This window comes from Amycolatopsis sp. NPDC104587, from assembly GCF_055583645.1.
In genome coordinates this window covers 86,193-101,945 of the sequence record NZ_JBVJNO010000020.1, presented here as the reverse complement: position 1 = coordinate 101,945, position 15,753 = coordinate 86,193, and the positions used below count along the sequence as shown (strand labels likewise).

The following is a 15,753-nucleotide window of genomic DNA, read 5'->3' as shown; positions in this document are numbered from 1 at the left end:
ACGCTCATGGAGGCCGACTCGCTCGCCGAACTGGTCGAGTCGAGTCCCGACGCGATCTGCGTCCACGAGGACGGCGTCCTCACCTACGCCAACCGCGCGGCCCTCGAAACGTTCGCGGCGCGCTCCGCCGCTGAAGTCGTCGGACGCCGGTTCAGCGACTTCGTCGCCGAAGACGCCCGCGCCGCGCTGGTGGAGAAGCTCGCGCAGCTGACCGTCGCGGGTCAGGCGAGCGAACCCGTCGAAGCGCTGATGTCCCGGCTCGACGGGAGCAAGTTCGCCGTGGAGACGGTCCTGGTGCGCCTCGGCAGGCCGCACGCCTTCCAGGTCGTCATGCGGGACATCACCGCGAAGAAGGCGGCGGCCGACGCGCTGCGCTACCAGGCCGCGCTGGTGTCGCACGTCAGTGACGCCCTGGTGGCGACCACCGGCGAAGGGGTCGTGACCAGCTGGAACCCGGCCGCCGAGGCGGTGTACGGCTGGACCGCGGCCGAAGCCGTCGGGCGGCGCGCGAGCGAGCTGGTGGGCGCGCCGCTGGACCTGCCGGCCATCCGGCGCGGCGGCGGGGTCGTGGAGGCGGTGCACCGGCGGCGTGACGGCGCGCCCCTGGCGGTCCGCGTTTCGGCAGCTGAGATGAACGACGGTTACGTGCTCGTCTGCGCCGACGAAACCGCGCGCCGGCGCGCCGAGCAGAACTACCGCACGGTCGTCGCGTCCCTCGACGAAGGCGTGCTGGTGATGGGCCCGGGCGGGCTCATCGAGGCGGCGAACCCGGCGGCGTGCCGGATCCTCGGGGTCACCGAAGCCGAGCTGATCGGCGTCCCGTGCCACACGCTGGTGCTGTTCACCGAGTCCGGGCACTGGATCCCGCCGGACGAGACGCCGTCGGTGCAGACGCGGCGGACCGGCGTCTCGCACAACGGCCTGGTCGTGCGCCTGCGCCGGCCCGACGGCCGCGACGTCTGGGTCTCGCTGACGTCGCGGCTGCTCAACCCGGACGACCCGGCGGCGCTGGCCGTCGTCACGTCGTTCACCGACATCACCGAGACCCGCGCGATCAGCGCGCAGCTGGCCCACGACGCCACCCACGACCCGCTGACGCGGCTGGCGAACCGGACCCTGGTGCTCGACCGGCTCGCCGTCCGCGAGCGCGGCGCCGGCACGGTGCTGTTCCTCGACCTGGACAAGTTCAAGGTCATCAACGACTCGCTCGGGCACTCGGTCGGTGACCAGGTGCTGCGGATCGTCGGGGAGCGGCTGCGCCGCTGCTCCGGGCGTGACGACCTGGTCGGCCGGCTCGGTGGGGACGAGTTCGTCGTGGTCACCGGTGAGGTCACCGAGCCCGGCGAGGTCCGCGCGCTGGCCGAGCACCTGCGGGCCGCGCTGGCCGAGCCGATCGGCGTGCTCGGGCGGCAGCTGCACCTCGACGCCAGCATCGGCGTGGTGCTCGTCGGCGAGGCGGACCGGCGCAGCGCCGAGGACCTGCTGCGGGACGCGGACGTCGCGATGTACCAGGCGAAGACGCTCGGCCGGGGCCGGCACCACTTCTTCGACGTCGGCCTGCGCGAGCGGATGCAGCGGCGGCTGCGGATGGAGCAGGACCTGCGCGACGCGGTGCAGGACGGCCAGCTCTGGCCCGCCTACCAGCCGGTCGTCGACCTGCGGACCGGCGAGATGGTCGCGGTCGAGGCGCTGCTGCGCTGGACCCACCCCCGGCACGGCGCGATCTCGCCCGCGGAGTTCATCCCGCTCGCCGAGGAGAGCGACCTGATCAACGTGATCGGCAAGGCGATGCTCCGCGCGACCACCCGCGAGCTCGCCGCGCGACGCACCGGCCAGGGCCTGGACCTGACGTTGAAGGTCAACCTGTCGACGCGGCAGCTCGACGACCCGCACCTGGTGCCCGCGGTCCAGGACGCGCTCGCGAGCACCGGGCTGCCGGCCGGCGCGCTCTGCCTGGAGGTCACCGAAAGCGCGTTGATGCGCGACCAGGAGGCGGCCGCGGAAGTGCTGGCGTCCCTGCGGTCGCTGGGGGTGCTGCTGGCGATCGACGACTTCGGCACCGGCTATTCGTCCCTCGCCCAGCTGCGGCGGCTGACGCTGGACACGCTCAAGATCGACCGCTCGTTCATCACCGGCATCGCCGAGTCACGGGACGCGGAGGCGATCGTCACGAGCATCATCGCGATGGCCCACGCCGTCGACCTGACGGTGATCGCCGAGGGGGTCGAGTCCGCGGAGCAGCTCGAGCTGCTGCGGGCGCTCGGCTGTGACCAGGCGCAGGGTTACCACCTCGGCCACCCGGTCCCGGCGGACGAGCTGTTCGGGAGTCAGTAGAGCTCTTTCAGCCGGGCGAGCTCGTCGGCGGTCAGCTCGATGCCGAAGTCCTTGAGGGTGGTGTCGAGCTCGTCCGGCGCGATTTCCGTGGTTTCGCTGGTGCTGTCCGGCTTTTCGACGGTCAGCTCGCGGCCGAGAAGCTTGCGGCTCGTCCCGGGTTCGAGCGTCATGATCACCAGCCGTCCGGTGAACGGCGACTTCGGGTGGGTCGAGGTGTAGTGGTGGTAGACCTCGTAGTCGATCGGGTGCATCTCGGTGAGCCGGAACTCGAGCAGGTCTTCGTCGCCCTTCTGCAGCGTCCACCAGCCGTCGCGGTGCCGCAGCCGGTGCGGCCAGCCGGCCTGGTCGACCTCGTGGCCGTCGATCAACGGCATCGGGGCGAGGATCCCGGCGCCGAACCCGACGTCGGCCAGAAACTGTTGCCCGGCAACGTCGACGACCAGCGTCATGTGCGTGTAGGGCCCGGGCCGCCGCGGCTGCACCCGCGCGGCGAGCCGGTGCACGGGGTACCCGAGCCGCTCGAGGACGGCGGCGAAGAGGCCACTCTGTTCGTAGCAGTAGCCGCCCCGCCGCCGCCCGACGAGCTTGGCGTTCACGACGTCGAGCGAAATCCCTTGGTGCTGCTGGAGAATGACGTCGACGTTCTCGAACGGGATGGCGCGGACGTGCGCCCGCACGAGGTCTTCGAGAGCCGCCACCGACGGCGGGCGTCGCTCCAGCCCGACCCGCTCGAGGTAGGCGTCGAGGTCAACGGCTTCGATAGCCCATTCAGCGCTCATGGGTCGAGGATGCAACCTCGACCAAGATCGAGGTCAACCTTCGTGCACGACCTTCCGCACCTCGACGGCGGTGTACTGCGCGTCGGGGATCTTCGCCGCCAGCTCGACAGCGCGTTCCTCGCTCTCGACGTCGACGACGTAGTAGCCGCAGAAGAAGGACTCCGCCTCGACGTAGACGCCGTCCTTGGCCTGCGGCACGCCGTTCTTCACCTGGACGGTCTTCGACTCACCGGGCTCGGCGAGCGCCTTCGTCTCGACCATCTCGCCGGACTCGGTGACCAGCTTGATGAAGTCGCCGTGGCCCGCGTAGACGCCGTCCTTCTGGTCGTCGGTGAGCGTGGCCCAGATGGTGGGGTTCATGTGGAGGGTGAGGAGGTAGCGCATGTCGGTCCCCTTGGGTGGGTGGCGGCCCTGGTTGGGCTGCCTTCACCCGGTGGTCGGAGCCCGTCCGGACTTCCGGACACGGGGATTTCGGCTTCACTCGTTCGGCCTAGTGCCCCGGCGTCCGATCGTCGGGGTTCTCGCACCTCAGCGGCGGCTGACCAGGAGGTATCGCTCGTCCTCGATCGGCCCGCCCCACAACGCCGGGTCGTCCAGCAGCGAGACTTTCGCCTCTTCCCGCCGTTCCCGGACGAGCCGCTCGCACTCCGCGGCGGAAATCCCGGCCCCGGTGAACCACCGGCCTTCGACGAGGACCAGCCGGCCGCCCGGCTTGAGCAGCCCCAGCCAGCGCCCCAGAGCCTCGGCGGGATCGGGGAGGGCCCACAGGACGTGCCGCGCGAGGACAACGTCGTAGGAACCGGCCGGATCGGCGGCATCACCCTGCCGGAGTTCGAGGCGAACCCCGGCCGCCTCGGCTTTCCGGCGGGCGACGTCGAGCATCGCGGCGGAGAGGTCGATGCCGCAGACGTCATGGCCGGCCCGGGCGAGCAGAACGGAGAGGCTCCCGGTCCCACACCCGAGGTCGGCGATCGCCGCCGGTTCCGGGGGCATCAGCGGGAGGAGGAGGTCCGTCCACGCCGCGCGCACCCGCGGGTCGCGGAGGCCGTGGTCGGGCTGGTCATCGAAGGTCTCGGCTTCGGCGTCCCAAGGGTTCACGCGGGGAATCCTGCCCGGTACACGAAAAAACCACCCCGAGGGATCGGGGTGGTTTTCGTAGCGGTGGCCAGGGCCGGGGTCGAACCGGCGACCTTCCGCTTTTCAGGCGGACGCTCGTACCAACTGAGCTACCTGGCCGGGAACGCCGGCAAGGAGCCGAACGATCTTGCGACCCTGACGGGACTCGAACCCGCGACCTTCGCCGTGACAGGGCGACGCGCTAACCAACTGCGCCACAGGGCCTTGCTTGAACTACTGTACTGCGTACTCCCAACGGGATTCGAACCCGCGTTGCCGCCTTGAAAGGGCGGAGTCCTAGGCCGCTGGACGATGGGAGCCCGGCCGGTTTCGGGTGACCGACCGACCGCGCTCTCAGGTCCCCCCGGGAGCGATTACAAGCATAGGGCACGCCACCACCGCTTTGCACCGGGGGTTCCTTAAGCCTCCGGCACCCCGGGGACCTGCGCAAACGCAGCCAGATCCGCCACCCGGCGCGCCAGCTCGATCTGCTCCGGCTCCGTCAGCGCCGCGGCCAGCAGCTCGCCGACGCGCTCGTCGGTCAGCGCCTCGGCTCGCCGCCACCGGTCGAGCAGGTCCGGCTTGCGCGCCGCCGACGCGATCAGCTCGTCGGCCGCCTCTGCCGGCCACGCCGTGCGCAGGAGCCGCGCGCGGCCGCCCTCCGGGTCCGCGACCACCGCCTCCGGCACGGACAGCCCCAGCGCCCGCAGCGCCGCGAAGTGCAGGCCGCCGCGCAGCTCGCGGAAGACCATCAGCGCGAACCCGAGCCGTTCGGCGTCGCCCTCGGGGCGTTCGGCGTTCTTCCAGCCGGCGAAGAGCGCCAGCCCGCTCGCGTCCGCGGCGTCGACTACCCGGAACAGCAGGTCCGCCAGACGGCCGGACTCCGGTACGGCCGAAAGGTGGACGCGTGACCACCGCGCCGATGACTCCGTGTAGGCGGCGACGGCGGCAGGCGCGTCGAGGGCCGCCGTTGCGGGCGGCAAGACGAACTCGAACAGCCAGTGCGGGAAGATCCCGAACAGCTCCGCGGCCACCTTCGGCGGGACGTCGCCGAGCACCGCCGACCGCCCCCGCACGTACAGCGAACGCGCCGGGAGCCCGGCCTCCGCCTCGACCGCCGCCAGCTCCGGCGACGTCATGAACCGGCCACCCAGCACCTGCACCACTGGCCTCACGCGGCTCGCCAGCCCCGCCGCACCTTCGATCGTCGTCATGACCACCCCTTTCGACGCCGTTACCGTAACAGTGTTACGAAACTAGCGTCAAGCAAGGCGGACCACGATGGGAATCATCGACCGGAAACAGCCACAACCTGCACGAACATCACCGGAAGAGCCCGGCGGCAGCCACCCTGCCCGCCGGGCCCACCCCGCCTAACGCTGGACGGGCGCCTGCCCGTCCTCGTCCACGTTCAGCCCCAGCATCTCCAGCAGCTGCGCACAGTCCTCGACCCCCAGCGCGCCGTTCGCCACCGCCAGCCGAGCCCGCCGCACCTGGTCGTCCGACACCCGCTGCGCGTCGGCAGCCCCGCTTCGCTGCGCCGGCAACCCCCCGGCGAACGGAGCACTCCCCCCATCGGCACCTTCGTACCGAAGGAGGAACTGCCGCACTTCAACAGACCCGCTCATAGCCCCTCCATACGGCTCACAACAACTTGGCCGCGAGGCTAACCAGCGCCGGGCGCCACACACAGCCCCCCGGAGAGTGAACCTGAGGCCACGCTCCGCTCAACGCAGCGCAATCGGCAACCACGGAGAAGAACACCACCCGAACGACGGTCACCCCCGCCCCGAAGTGACACCCGGAGCGGAAATTTCCCGCTCTCCACTCGCCCAACCAGCCAACTCGTGCAACAATCGAGGTGCTGACACACCCCCGGTCAGCGCCTGTGGAGATCCCCTCCGACCCCCGCGTTCCTCCCCCTGGCGCGGGGGTCCTCCATTTCTCGGACCCCCTCGGGCTGACGCCCTTCGTGGGTCCATTCATTCCGGTGTGCTGACCCGGGGGGCCGAGCCCCCCGGACCCCCCACGGTGCCTCTTGCTCGGCTTCCAGCGTGGTTTCGCCTCGGGCGCTGCGCGCCCTCGCTTCTTCAGCGGCCGTGGGTCGCTTCGGGCGCTGCGCGCCCTAGCTGGTTTGCGTGGTGCGGCCGTGGGTCGCCTCGGGCGCTGGGCGCCCTCGCTGGTTTGCGTGGTGCGGCCGCCGGTTCGGGCGCTGGGCGCCCTCGCGCTTGTGTGTTTGGGTGATCGACTCGGTGGGTTGGTGACAGGTTGCTGGGTGTGTTTGGGGGTTGGGCCTTTTGGGGCGGGGTTGGGCTGATTGGGGATGGTTGTCGGCGTGTTGTGGCTCACAGTGGTTTGTGTGGTGAGACCTAACCGTTATCGTGGCCAGCGTGCCTCTTCCCTCCCTTGGCCGCTTGAGCAGCCGGACGAACCTCAAAGCCGCGTCCTCCGGACGCCATCGTGGTGCCGCGAAGCCTGCGGACGATGGTGTTGTCGAGGACAAGGAACTCACCTCGTATCTGGCCGCCTTGGCGCCGGATGCCGACAACGAAAGCACCGGGACCGGCAAGCGCTTCGGTGAAGCGCAGGTCTTCCAGCTGCGGATGAGCCTCATTGCCAGCCAGCAGCTGAAGGACATCGCCGAGGCCCGGGACATCTCGCCCCAGGCGCTCGCCCAGGAGTGGATCCTGGAGCGGCTCAACTGGGAAGGCCAGGCCTCCTCGCTGCAGGACCAGCGGCAGGTTCAGGCCGGCGAGCTCACCGAGCTCACCGATGAGTTCCACTTCCCCGCCGACGCCTTCGACGCGCCGGTCGCCGGGCGCCGCTGAACCCCAGCTGCCCCACCAGGACACACGAGAAAGGGCCCCCGGCGAACAAGCTCGCCGGGGGCCCTTCGCTCAGGCCTTAGACAACGCAGAGGGCCTGTTTGTCAGATCGCGCGGACCTTCTGGGCCTGGGGCCCCTTCTGGCCCTGGCCGACCTCGAACTCCACCCGCTGGTTCTCCTCGAGGGTGCGGAAGCCGCGGCCCTCGATCTCCGAGTAGTGAACGAAAACGTCGCCTTCGCCGCCGTCCTGCGCGATGAAGCCGAAGCCCTTCTCCGCGTTGAACCACTTCACAGTGCCTTGCGCCACCGCTGTTCTCCTCGTTACACAGATCCGCTTCGAATGCCACCGAAGCGGCACCCCGGCCGTCCCGGGCGGTTCCAACGAGACGAGTCAAGAGCGTGTCGGCTCCATGGCTCGCGTCAGAAGTTCCGCGAGTGTGAAGCCACGAACACGCAAAACGACGGCCTGCAAGCAGACTACCGGGATCTGGCCAAAGTTGAACCCCGTGATCGAGCCCAAAAATGCCGGTCCGGGCCAAGGTCACCGGAACGTCGTAGGGCTCCCCACCACGTTCTGTCGGACCCACCGGATAGTCTTGCGCAGCACAGCGACACCGTGATCACCGGATACGGCTCGGAGTCGCCCGTGCCCCCTCGGTAAGAGCCCGCCGGGACCACTGTGACCTTCGTCACGCGACTCTTGCTCAACGTCGCCGGTCCGCGGGACGTCTCGATGAGGGGAAGCACCAAAGGGGCAAAGGGGAATGGGTGTGACGGTGAGGACTTCCACGCGGCGCCGGGGCGCGGCGGTGGCACTGGGCTTGGTCGCGGTGCTCACGCTGGGGGCGTGCAGCAGTGAACCGACGGTCTCGGCGAGCGGGACGTCGGGCGGGGGCCCGACGCAGCCGCCCGCGCCCACCGCGCAGCCGGCGAAGCTGACGGTGACGCCGGCCGGCGGCGCGCAGGACGTGGCGCCGGGCGAACCGGTCGGGGTCAAGGTCGACAGCGGCACGATCGTCTCGGTCACGCTGACCAACCCGGACGGCAAGCAGGTCCAGGGCCAGACGTCGGCGGACAAGAAGAGCTGGGGCACCACCGAGCAGCTCGGCTACGGCAAGACCTACACGTGGACCGGGCAGGCGCAGGGCGCCGACGGCAAGAACGTGCCCATCGGCGGCGCGTTCACCACCGTCAAGCCGAAGCGGCAGATGCAGGCGAGCCTGAACGTCGGTGACGGGCAGACGTACGGCATCGCGATGCCGATCGCGCTGACCTTCCCGAGCCGCGTCACCGACAAGGCGTCCGTCGAGAAGGCCCTGTCGGTCGAGACGACGCCGAAGACCGAGGGCTCCTGGGCCTGGCTGAACGGCGACACTTCGGTGCACTGGCGGCCGAAGGAGTACTTCAAGCCCAACACGCAGGTGAAGGTCAACGCCAAGATCTACGGCGTCAAGATCGGCGAAGGCGTGTACGGCAAGCAGGACGTCTCGGCGAGCTTCGCGATCGGGCGCTCGCAGATCGTCAAGGGCAACACCACGCAGCACACGATGCAGGTGATCCGCGACGGCCAGCAGATCGCCGACTACCCGGTGAGCTACGGCCTCGACTCCGACCCGGGCCGCGTCACGCACAGCGGCACGCACGTCGTCATGGGCAAGCAGGCCACGTACGCGATGAGCAACCCGAAGTACCACTACGAGAACGTCGTGGTGCCGTGGGCGGTCCGGATCTCCAACAACGGCGAGTTCATCCACGGCCTCGCGGCGTCGGTCTGGGCGCAGGGCAAGAAGAACATCTCGCACGGCTGCCTGAACCTCTCGCCGGCGCGGGCCAAGGAGTACTACGACGGCGTGCTCACGGGCGACCCGGTGGAGATCACCGGCAGCACGCAGACGCTGACGGCCAAGGACGGCGACTACAGCGACTGGACGTACGACTGGGCGAGCTGGCAGAAGCTGTCGGCCCTCGCGAGCTGAGACGACGCGACAGACCATCGGGAAACACCGGGCGGCCGGGAAGTCCACACGGGCTTCCCGGCCGTTCGTGCTTCTCACGAAACCCGCGGAATCCGATGCAACCCCGGTGATCACCCACGGCATGACTAAGGGCAGAGGCGCGACGGCCCCCGCCGCGCCCGCGAGAATGAGGAGCTGTCTTGCGTATCCGCATCGCCCTGTCCCTCGGCGCGCTCGTGCTCGCCGGTGGCGCCCTGACCGGTGGCATCGCGCTGGCTTCGGAGGCGCAGCCGCCGGCCCCGACCGCGACCACCCGGCCCACCACTCCGCCGTCCGCGGAGCCGACCACCAGCCGCAAGCCGGCCCAGGCGCCGACCGCCGTGCCCGCGCCGCCGCGTGAGGCGACGAAGGCGCCCTCCGCGCGTCCGCAGCGCGTCCCGCGTGCCGTGCCCGCCGGCCCGACCGGTGACCTGCACCTGCCGGCCATCGGGGTGACCCGGTAGCTCGGTGATCTCCCGCTCCCGTCCGTCGACCGGGCCGGGCTCGCCGTGGGACGGCGAGTTCGCCCGGTACTTCGGCGAGCGCGCGCACAGCCTGCGGTCCACGGCCTTCCTGCTCTGCGGTGACTGGCACCAGGCCGAGGACCTCACGCAGGCCGCGCTGCTGAAGCTGTACCTCGCCTGGCCGAGGCTGTCGCGCCACGACGCCTTGGACGCCTACGCCCGCAAGGTCGTGCTGCGCACGTTCCTCGCCGAGCACCGGCGCAGCAGGTGGAAGCGGGAGCGGCTCACCGACACACCGCCGGAGCTCCCGGCGGAGCCGGCCGGGAGCGACCAGGACATGCTGGTCCGGCAGGCGCTGGCCGTGCTGGGCCCCAAGCAGCGAGCCGTGCTGGTGCTGCGGTACTTCGAGGACCTGAGCGTCGAGGAGACGGCGCAGGCCCTCGGCTGCAGCACCGGCACGGTGAAGAGCCAGGCCTCCCGCGGCCTGGCAACCCTGCGCAACCGGCTCGGCCCGCACTACGAAGCGCTGTCCTTCAGCGTGACCACGGAGGGGAGGTGACGAACATGGACCCCGAAGACGACGTCCGCGCGATCCTCACCGGCGCCGCCGGTGACACTCCGCCGATGCGCCTCGAGGCCGCCGACGTGATCGAACGCGGTGGCCGGATCCGGCGACGACGCAAGCGCGTGGCGGTCGTGGGCACCTCGACCGCGACGGCGGTGATCCTGGCGGTGGCCGGCTTCCTGGCCGGTCACCGCGCCGGGCCGCCGGAGCCGGTCGAGCCCGCCGGCCCGGTCCTGTCAACGATCGGCACCTCCGTGCCCGCCCCGCAGCCGGCCACCGAGGTCCCGGCGACGTCGGTGGCGCCGCCCGCGGCGCAGCCGGGCCGGACACCGCCGCCGCGTTCGCAGAAGACGACGGTGCCGACGCCGACCACGAGCCGCAAGGAGCGGCCGTCGTCACCGCCGTCGGCGAACCCGAGCGAAACAGTCACGCAGCTGCCGACGCCGACCCAGACGCGCTAGCCGTTTCCGCAGGTCAGCGACGTGACGCAGATCACCGCGCCGATGTCGGTTTCCGACGAAATACCGGGGCTTCCCGTGGCGATGAACCGGGTGGTGTTCCGATCGGGCGCCGGACAACTGCTCAGCCGGACGCCGCGTCGCCGGCCCGAGAACCCGAGGAGGAAGCACATGGTGTTCGCCGCACTCATCGTCGAAACCGGAATCGCTGTTGTGGTCGCGAGCGCACTCGCCGCCTGGTCCCGTAAGCGCTTCGCTCCTCGGAACGACGCCAGCTGACCCGCGACGCACGAGTGCCCCGCCCGGTGGTCCGGACGGGGCACTCGTGTTCCCGGCGGAAGCTCAGCGCTGAGCGCCCGCGGAAGTCAGCTTGCCGCCGCTGCCCTCGGTCTCAATCTGGTCCATCGGCACCTGGGACGTCTCCGGGATCTTGATGATCGGGATGATCGCGATCAGCGCGGCCGCCATCAGGTAGTACGCCGGCCAGTCCGGGTTGCCGGTGCTCTGGATCAACGCCGTCACGATGACACCGCAGGTGCCGCCGAACAGCGACGTCGAGACGTTGTAGCCGATCGCGAACGAGCCGTACCGGACGCGGGTCGGGAACATCGCCGGGAACGTCGAGCCGATCACCGCGAGCATCAGCACCAGCAGGATCGCCACGATCAGGAACCCGACGAACAGCCAGAAAATGCTGCCGGACTGCATCAGCTTGAGCGACGGCCAGCTCAGCACCAGGAACCCGATGGCCGCGGTGAGCAGCAGCGGTTTCCGGCCGATCTTGTCGGACAGCGCGCCCAGCGGGATGATGATCGCCATCTGGAGCACTTCGACCGCGATGATGATCAGCGTCGAGGTGTTGTCGTTGATCTTCAGCGTCTCGGTGAAGTACGTCGGCATCGTGGTCAGCAGCAGGTAGTCCGCGACGTTCAGCAGCAGCACGATGCCGATCAGGTTGAGGATCATCCGCCAGTTGCGGGTGAAGATCTCCTTGAGCGGCGCCTTGTGCGGCTTGTGGCCCGCGGCTTCCATCCGGCGGAACTCGGGGGTGTCCTCGAGCTTGTTCCGCAGGTAGAGCCCCACGAGGCCGAGCGGCAGCGCGACGAAGAACGGGATCCGCCAGCCCCAGGCGTCGACCTGGTCGGCCGACAGGGAGAGCGTCACGGAGAGCACCACGAGGTTGCCGAGCACGTAGCCGGCCAGCGTGCCGAGCTCGAGGAAGCTGCCGAAGAAGCCACGGCGTTTCGTCGGGGAGTACTCGGCGATGAACGTCGCCGCTCCGCCGTACTCACCACCGGTGGAGAAGCCCTGGATGATCCGCAGCAGCAGGATCGCGATCGGCGCCGCGATGCCCATGCTGTAACCACCGGAGTACGTCGGCAGGACGCCGACCAGGAAGGTGCAGCCCGACATCAGCAGGATGGTGATGGCGAGGACCTTCTTGCGGCCGATCTTGTCGCCGAGCGGTCCGAAGAACGCCCCGCCGAACGGCCGCACGATGAACCCGACCGCGAGCAGCGCCAGCGACTTCAGCACGGCGTTGCCCTCGCCGGGGAAGAACTCCGAGCCGATGCTGACGGCGATCGCGCCCGAGGTGAAGACGCCGTAGTCGTACCACTCGGTGGCGTTGCCCATGGCCGACGCCCACACCGCGCGCTTGACGGTTCTCTCGTCCGCCGGCGGCTTGCTCGTCGTTGCTCCAGGTTCGCTCATGCCGGCGACGACCTCCTCCGTGCAGTGCCCACTGGGCCGTTCGAGCTCATCAACCCAGTCTTGCCCGGGCGTCGGAGCTCGGCAGCCTGAACCGGAAAACTTCTACGGTGGGGAACTTTCCGGCTACTGAGAGGTATACGTTGCCTGCATACGCCGCGGGTCGCGCGCGGGCGGGGTCTACCGGCGAGTTAACGTCAGCGCATGAGTCGTGTTTCTCAACCCTGGCCGCCGGTGGCCGTCGAACCGGCGGTCCCGCACCCCAAGGCGCCGGCGCCGGGCACCGAGCTCGGGGTGCACTTCGGCGAGTGCTTCGGGTGCGGTGACGAGGCCGACGCCGGGCTGCACCTGCGCTCGACCGTCGGCGAGGGCCAGGTGGTCCACTCACGGTTCACCGTGACCGCGGCGCACCAGGGCGCGCCGGGGCTGGCCCATGGCGGCCTGCTGGCCTGCGCGTTTGACGAGGCGCTCGGCTCTACGGTCGGCAACCTGATGCGCCGTCCGGCGGTGACCGGCAAGCTCGAGACGGACTTCCGCCGTCCGGTGCCGGTCGGCTCGACGCTGTTCATCGAGGCCCGCCTCGACGGCATCGCCGGCCGCAAGATCTACGTCAGCGCCGACGGCCGGCTCGACGCCGAAGACGGCCCGATCGCGGTAAGCGCCCGGGCGCTGTTCATCGTCGTCGGCTTCGAGCACTTCAGCACGCACGGCGACCCGCAGGCGCTGGAGAAGCTGGCCGAGCAGCACGAGAAGAACCAGCGGCAGCGCGGCGACTGGGAGATCAACCCCTGACGTGCCCGCGCACGCTCACGTGAGCGTGCGCGGCCGGATCGCGTTCGCGCGGTCCACCAGCTCGACGCGCTGCTCGATCGTCGCCGCCAGCCGCGCCAGGGCGCGGTAGCACCGCTCCAGCCCGAACCGCAGCTCACGCTCCTCGAGTGAGCACCCCAGCACGCGCGCGCCCTGCGTCGGGGCGCTCTGCTTGGGCCCGCGAAGCCACTCGTACGCGGCTTCGAGCACTCCGGCGCTGAGCCGGGTCTGACGCTCGACGTCCAGGCGGAGCCGTTCGAGCCGGGCCGACGCGTCGAGCAGGTCGTGCTCGGTGACCGGGGTCTCCCGGCCGTTCGCCTTGGTGGCCGTCGTCTTGATCTTGATGGCCGCGACCTGGGCGTCGACGTAGTGCGTCGAGGACGGCGGCACGGTCTCGAGCACCTCGACCGCGCTCGCCCGCGCGCCCTGCGCGAGGTAGACGCGGGCGAGGCCGAAGGCGGCGCTGACGTAGTTCCGGTCGGTCCGCCAGACCAGCTCGTAGAACCGCGCGGCGGCGAAGTAGTCGCCGACGCCTTCGGCGCTGATCGCCAGCGCCAGCTTCGGCGCGACTTCGCCCGGCAGGTCGTCGTACACGGCTTCGAACGCGACGTGCGCGACGCGGGAGCGGCCGCCGGCCAGCTCGATCAGGCCGCGGTACCAGTCGATCCGCCAGTCGTGCGGGAAGCCGTTCTTGATGGCCAGGTACTGCGCCGCCTGCAGCTGCCGCTGCGCTTCGGACAGCTCGCCCAGCTCGATCCGGGCGCGCACGATCCGCAGCCGCACCTCGATCGACTCCCGCGGCGCGCCGGCGAGGGCTTCGATGGCGCCGCGCGGGTCGAGCGCGGTGGTGGTGGCGAGCACGCCCGCCGCCGGGTCGTCGGTGTCGACCTGCGGGATCGGCAGGCCGGCGACCACCTCGGCCGCCCCGGGCAACGGCACGCTGGCACCGGCCTCCGGCACCACGAGCTGGACGCCGAACGTGCGGCTCTCCGGGCCGAACACCGTGGACGCGCCGGGCCGCGGCTTGCCGGTGCCGAGCGCCATGATCTCGCGCAGCACGCCGGTGAGCTGGTCGGACATCTCCTCCGCGGAGAGGAACCGGCGGTCGGGGTCGGTGTGCGTCGCGCGGCGCAGGAACCGGTAGTAGGAGCCGAACAGCGCGAACAGCGGGACCGCGTCCGGGCTGGGCAGGGTCGTCTTGAACTTGGTGGTGTAGCCGGTGAACTCGAAGCTCAGCACGGCGAGCGTGCGCCCGACGGTGAACAGGTCCGACGCGACCGAGGCGCCCTGGGTCGCCAGTTCCGGCGCGCTGTACCCGGTGGTGAAGAACAGCGGGCTTTCGTAGTCGTCGAGCCGGCGGACGGCGCCCAGGTCGATCAGCTTCAGCTGCTCGTTGGTCTGGATCACGTTGTCCGGCTTGAGGTCGCAGTAGAGCATGCCCTGGCTGTGCAGGTAGCCCATGGCGGGCAGGATCTCCAGCCCGTAGGCGATGACCTGGCCGATCGGCAGCGGCTCGGGACGGCGGCTTTCGCGGTGGTGCGCGAGGGCCAGCTGCCGCAGCGACTGGCCGCCGACGTACTCCATCACGATGTAGCCGACGGTCGTCTCGCTCTGGCGGTCCGGGTGCTGCACGAAGTTGTGGATCTTGACGATGTTGGGGTGCTCGACCTCGGCCAGGAACCGCTGTTCGTTGGCCGCGGCGGCCAGCGCCGTCGGGTCACCGGAGTCGATCAGTCCTTTGAGGACGACCCAGCGGTCGCTGACGTTGTGGTCCTGCGCCAGGTAGATCCAGCCGAGCCCGCCGTAGGCGAGCGCGCCGAGCACTTCGTACTGGCCGCCGACCAGCTCGTGCGGCTGCAGCTTGGGCAGGAACGAGAACGACGTGCCGCAGTTGTCGCACTTCCCTTCCGCCGCACCGGGTTTCCCGTCCGTGCTCCGGCCGACCTTGGCGGAACACTTGCTGCAGAAGCGCTTTTCCTCCGACACCATCGGGTTCGCCAGCACCGCCGACGCGGGGTCGCGCGCGGGGACCGGCGGGACGTCGACCAGCCCGGCGCCGAGCCGGCCGCGCCGCGAGCGCGTGCTGCGTGACGACGTCCGCCGCGAAGTGCCGGGGAACGCGCCGGGCCCGGAGCCCGAACCGCTCCCGCTGCCCGTGCCCGTCCCGGTGCCGGTGTGCCGGCCTTCGCTGGGGCGCTCGGGCAGCACGCTTTCGGTGCCGGGGTCCGGCAGCGGCAGGCCCGGGCCGGTCTCCGGCCGGTGCGCCGGCGGCATGATGCTCTGGGTCTCCGGCGCGGGCGCGGCGAGCACGCTCGTCGGCTGCGGCGCGTTCGGGTCCGGGCGGACGGCCTGTGTCGGCGGCTGCACGGCCTGTGTGGGCGGCGCGACGGGCTGGAAGCTGCCCGGCGGGCGGGTCGGGTCGTCGGCGCCCGGGACCGGCCCGCGCGGGGGCGCCTGCTGGCCGCGCGGCGGGGTCGGCGGGCGGCGCACGGGCGCGTGGAAGACGGTCTCCTGGCCCGGCTCGGCGTCGTCGAGGCGGCCGGAGATCGACGGCTCCGGGGTCTCCCACCGCACCGGCGGTGGCGGCTGCCAGCTGGGCGTGGCCACCTGCGGCTCGTCGTCCGGCGCGGCGTGCCGAGGACGGCGCGGCTCCTCCGACACTGCTACCTCCCAGATCCCCGGCGTGCGGAGATCGAT

16 protein-coding genes and 3 tRNA genes are annotated in these 15,753 nt (G+C 70.7%); 8 read left to right on the top strand and 11 right to left on the bottom strand.

The genetic code is table 11. The features are described 5' to 3' along the window. Nucleotides 1–6: 6 nt before the first annotated feature. Entirely contained in the window at nt 7–2,334 is a 2,328-nt protein-coding gene (locus ACZ61C_RS43200; RefSeq protein ID WP_465313760.1) for a sensor domain-containing protein, read from the top strand. Here the strand turns inward: ACZ61C_RS43200 and ACZ61C_RS43195 are convergent. The 8 genes from ACZ61C_RS43195 to ACZ61C_RS43160 form a co-directional block, all read right to left on the bottom strand. Continuing rightward, on the bottom strand, nt 2,328–3,113 hold the full coding sequence (locus tag ACZ61C_RS43195) for an arylamine N-acetyltransferase family protein (RefSeq protein ID WP_465313759.1): 786 nt from the start codon (nt 3,111–3,113) through the stop codon (nt 2,328–2,330). The genes ACZ61C_RS43200 and ACZ61C_RS43195 overlap by 7 nt on opposite strands. 33 nt (nt 3,114–3,146) lie before the next feature. Next, nucleotides 3,147–3,497, bottom strand: a complete 351-nt coding sequence (locus ACZ61C_RS43190; RefSeq protein WP_465313758.1) for a YciI family protein — start codon at nt 3,495–3,497, stop codon at nt 3,147–3,149. Between the two features lie 144 nt (nt 3,498–3,641). Further along, on the bottom strand, nt 3,642–4,211 hold the full coding sequence (locus ACZ61C_RS43185; protein ID WP_465313757.1) for a class I SAM-dependent methyltransferase: 570 nt from the start codon (nt 4,209–4,211) through the stop codon (nt 3,642–3,644). A gap of 64 nt (nt 4,212–4,275) precedes the next feature. Further along, nucleotides 4,276–4,349: transfer RNA gene (locus ACZ61C_RS43180), tRNA-Phe, on the bottom strand. 31 nt (nt 4,350–4,380) lie between these two features. Further along, nucleotides 4,381–4,454 (bottom strand) — tRNA-Asp (locus tag ACZ61C_RS43175). Nucleotides 4,455–4,476: 22 nt separating this feature from the next. Continuing rightward, nucleotides 4,477–4,549, bottom strand: a tRNA-Glu gene (locus ACZ61C_RS43170). A 99-nt stretch (nt 4,550–4,648) separates the two neighbouring features. Beyond that, nucleotides 4,649–5,443 (bottom strand): SCO6745 family protein, encoded by a 795-nt coding sequence (locus ACZ61C_RS43165; RefSeq protein WP_465313756.1) that lies wholly within the window; start codon nt 5,441–5,443, stop codon nt 4,649–4,651. Between the two features lie 159 nt (nt 5,444–5,602). Continuing rightward, complete coding sequence (locus ACZ61C_RS43160; protein ID WP_465313755.1) at nt 5,603–5,857, bottom strand: hypothetical protein; 255 nt, start codon at nt 5,855–5,857, stop codon at nt 5,603–5,605. 762 nt (nt 5,858–6,619) lie between these two features. Here ACZ61C_RS43160 and ACZ61C_RS43155 point away from each other — a divergent pair. Continuing rightward, nucleotides 6,620–7,057: a hypothetical protein gene (locus ACZ61C_RS43155; RefSeq protein WP_465313754.1), complete on the top strand. Its 438-nt coding sequence runs from the start codon at nt 6,620–6,622 to the stop codon at nt 7,055–7,057. A gap of 101 nt (nt 7,058–7,158) precedes the next feature. Here ACZ61C_RS43155 and ACZ61C_RS43150 read toward each other — a convergent pair whose 3' ends face one another. Next, nucleotides 7,159–7,362, bottom strand: coding sequence for a cold-shock protein (locus ACZ61C_RS43150; protein WP_003097368.1), 204 nt, complete (start codon nt 7,360–7,362; stop codon nt 7,159–7,161). A gap of 457 nt (nt 7,363–7,819) precedes the next feature. On the opposite strand from ACZ61C_RS43150, the gene ACZ61C_RS43145 reads away from it, so the two are divergent. From ACZ61C_RS43145 to ACZ61C_RS43125, 5 genes are all read left to right on the top strand, one after another. Continuing rightward, the gene (locus ACZ61C_RS43145; RefSeq protein WP_465313753.1) at nt 7,820–9,031 is read left to right on the top strand and encodes a L,D-transpeptidase; all 1,212 of its coding nucleotides are present in this window, start codon (nt 7,820–7,822) and stop codon (nt 9,029–9,031) included. A gap of 179 nt (nt 9,032–9,210) precedes the next feature. Then, nucleotides 9,211–9,513: a hypothetical protein gene (locus tag ACZ61C_RS43140; RefSeq protein WP_465313752.1), complete on the top strand. Its 303-nt coding sequence runs from the start codon at nt 9,211–9,213 to the stop codon at nt 9,511–9,513. Nucleotides 9,514–9,517: 4 nt separating this feature from the next. After that, on the top strand, nt 9,518–10,072 hold the full coding sequence (locus ACZ61C_RS43135; RefSeq protein WP_465313751.1) for a SigE family RNA polymerase sigma factor: 555 nt from the start codon (nt 9,518–9,520) through the stop codon (nt 10,070–10,072). A gap of 5 nt (nt 10,073–10,077) precedes the next feature. Further along, a complete protein-coding gene (locus tag ACZ61C_RS43130; protein WP_465313750.1) occupies nt 10,078–10,539 on the top strand; it encodes a hypothetical protein in 462 nt (153 codons plus the stop codon). A 21-nt stretch (nt 10,540–10,560) separates the two neighbouring features. Further along, nucleotides 10,561–10,815, top strand: a complete 255-nt coding sequence (locus ACZ61C_RS43125; protein WP_465313749.1) for a hypothetical protein — start codon at nt 10,561–10,563, stop codon at nt 10,813–10,815. Between the two features lie 63 nt (nt 10,816–10,878). Here ACZ61C_RS43125 and ACZ61C_RS43120 read toward each other — a convergent pair whose 3' ends face one another. Then, nucleotides 10,879–12,249: an MFS transporter gene (locus ACZ61C_RS43120; protein ID WP_465313748.1), complete on the bottom strand. Its 1,371-nt coding sequence runs from the start codon at nt 12,247–12,249 to the stop codon at nt 10,879–10,881. A gap of 201 nt (nt 12,250–12,450) precedes the next feature. Between ACZ61C_RS43120 and ACZ61C_RS43115 the strand changes: the two genes are divergently transcribed. Continuing rightward, nucleotides 12,451–13,038: a PaaI family thioesterase gene (locus ACZ61C_RS43115; RefSeq protein ID WP_465313747.1), complete on the top strand. Its 588-nt coding sequence runs from the start codon at nt 12,451–12,453 to the stop codon at nt 13,036–13,038. Nucleotides 13,039–13,053: 15 nt separating this feature from the next. Here the strand turns inward: ACZ61C_RS43115 and ACZ61C_RS43110 are convergent, their stop codons facing one another. Continuing rightward, entirely contained in the window at nt 13,054–15,717 is a 2,664-nt protein-coding gene (locus ACZ61C_RS43110) for a serine/threonine-protein kinase (protein WP_465313746.1), read from the bottom strand. Nucleotides 15,718–15,753: the final 36 nt, after the last annotated feature.

Coding starts and splice junctions, on each gene's coding strand:
- ACZ61C_RS43130 (WP_465313750.1), top strand. CDS start 10,078: ATGGACCCCGAAGACGACGTCCGCGCGATCCTCACCGGCGCCGCCGGT.
- ACZ61C_RS43195 (WP_465313759.1), bottom strand. CDS start 3,113: ATGAGCGCTGAATGGGCTATCGAAGCCGTTGACCTCGACGCCTACCTC.
- ACZ61C_RS43190 (WP_465313758.1), bottom strand. CDS start 3,497: ATGCGCTACCTCCTCACCCTCCACATGAACCCCACCATCTGGGCCACG.
- ACZ61C_RS43145 (WP_465313753.1), top strand. CDS start 7,820: ATGGGTGTGACGGTGAGGACTTCCACGCGGCGCCGGGGCGCGGCGGTG.
- ACZ61C_RS43115 (WP_465313747.1), top strand. CDS start 12,451: ATGAGTCGTGTTTCTCAACCCTGGCCGCCGGTGGCCGTCGAACCGGCG.
- ACZ61C_RS43160 (WP_465313755.1), bottom strand. CDS start 5,857: ATGAGCGGGTCTGTTGAAGTGCGGCAGTTCCTCCTTCGGTACGAAGGT.
- ACZ61C_RS43120 (WP_465313748.1), bottom strand. CDS start 12,249: ATGAGCGAACCTGGAGCAACGACGAGCAAGCCGCCGGCGGACGAGAGA.
- ACZ61C_RS43200 (WP_465313760.1), top strand. CDS start 7: ATGGAGGCCGACTCGCTCGCCGAACTGGTCGAGTCGAGTCCCGACGCG.
- ACZ61C_RS43165 (WP_465313756.1), bottom strand. CDS start 5,443: ATGACGACGATCGAAGGTGCGGCGGGGCTGGCGAGCCGCGTGAGGCCA.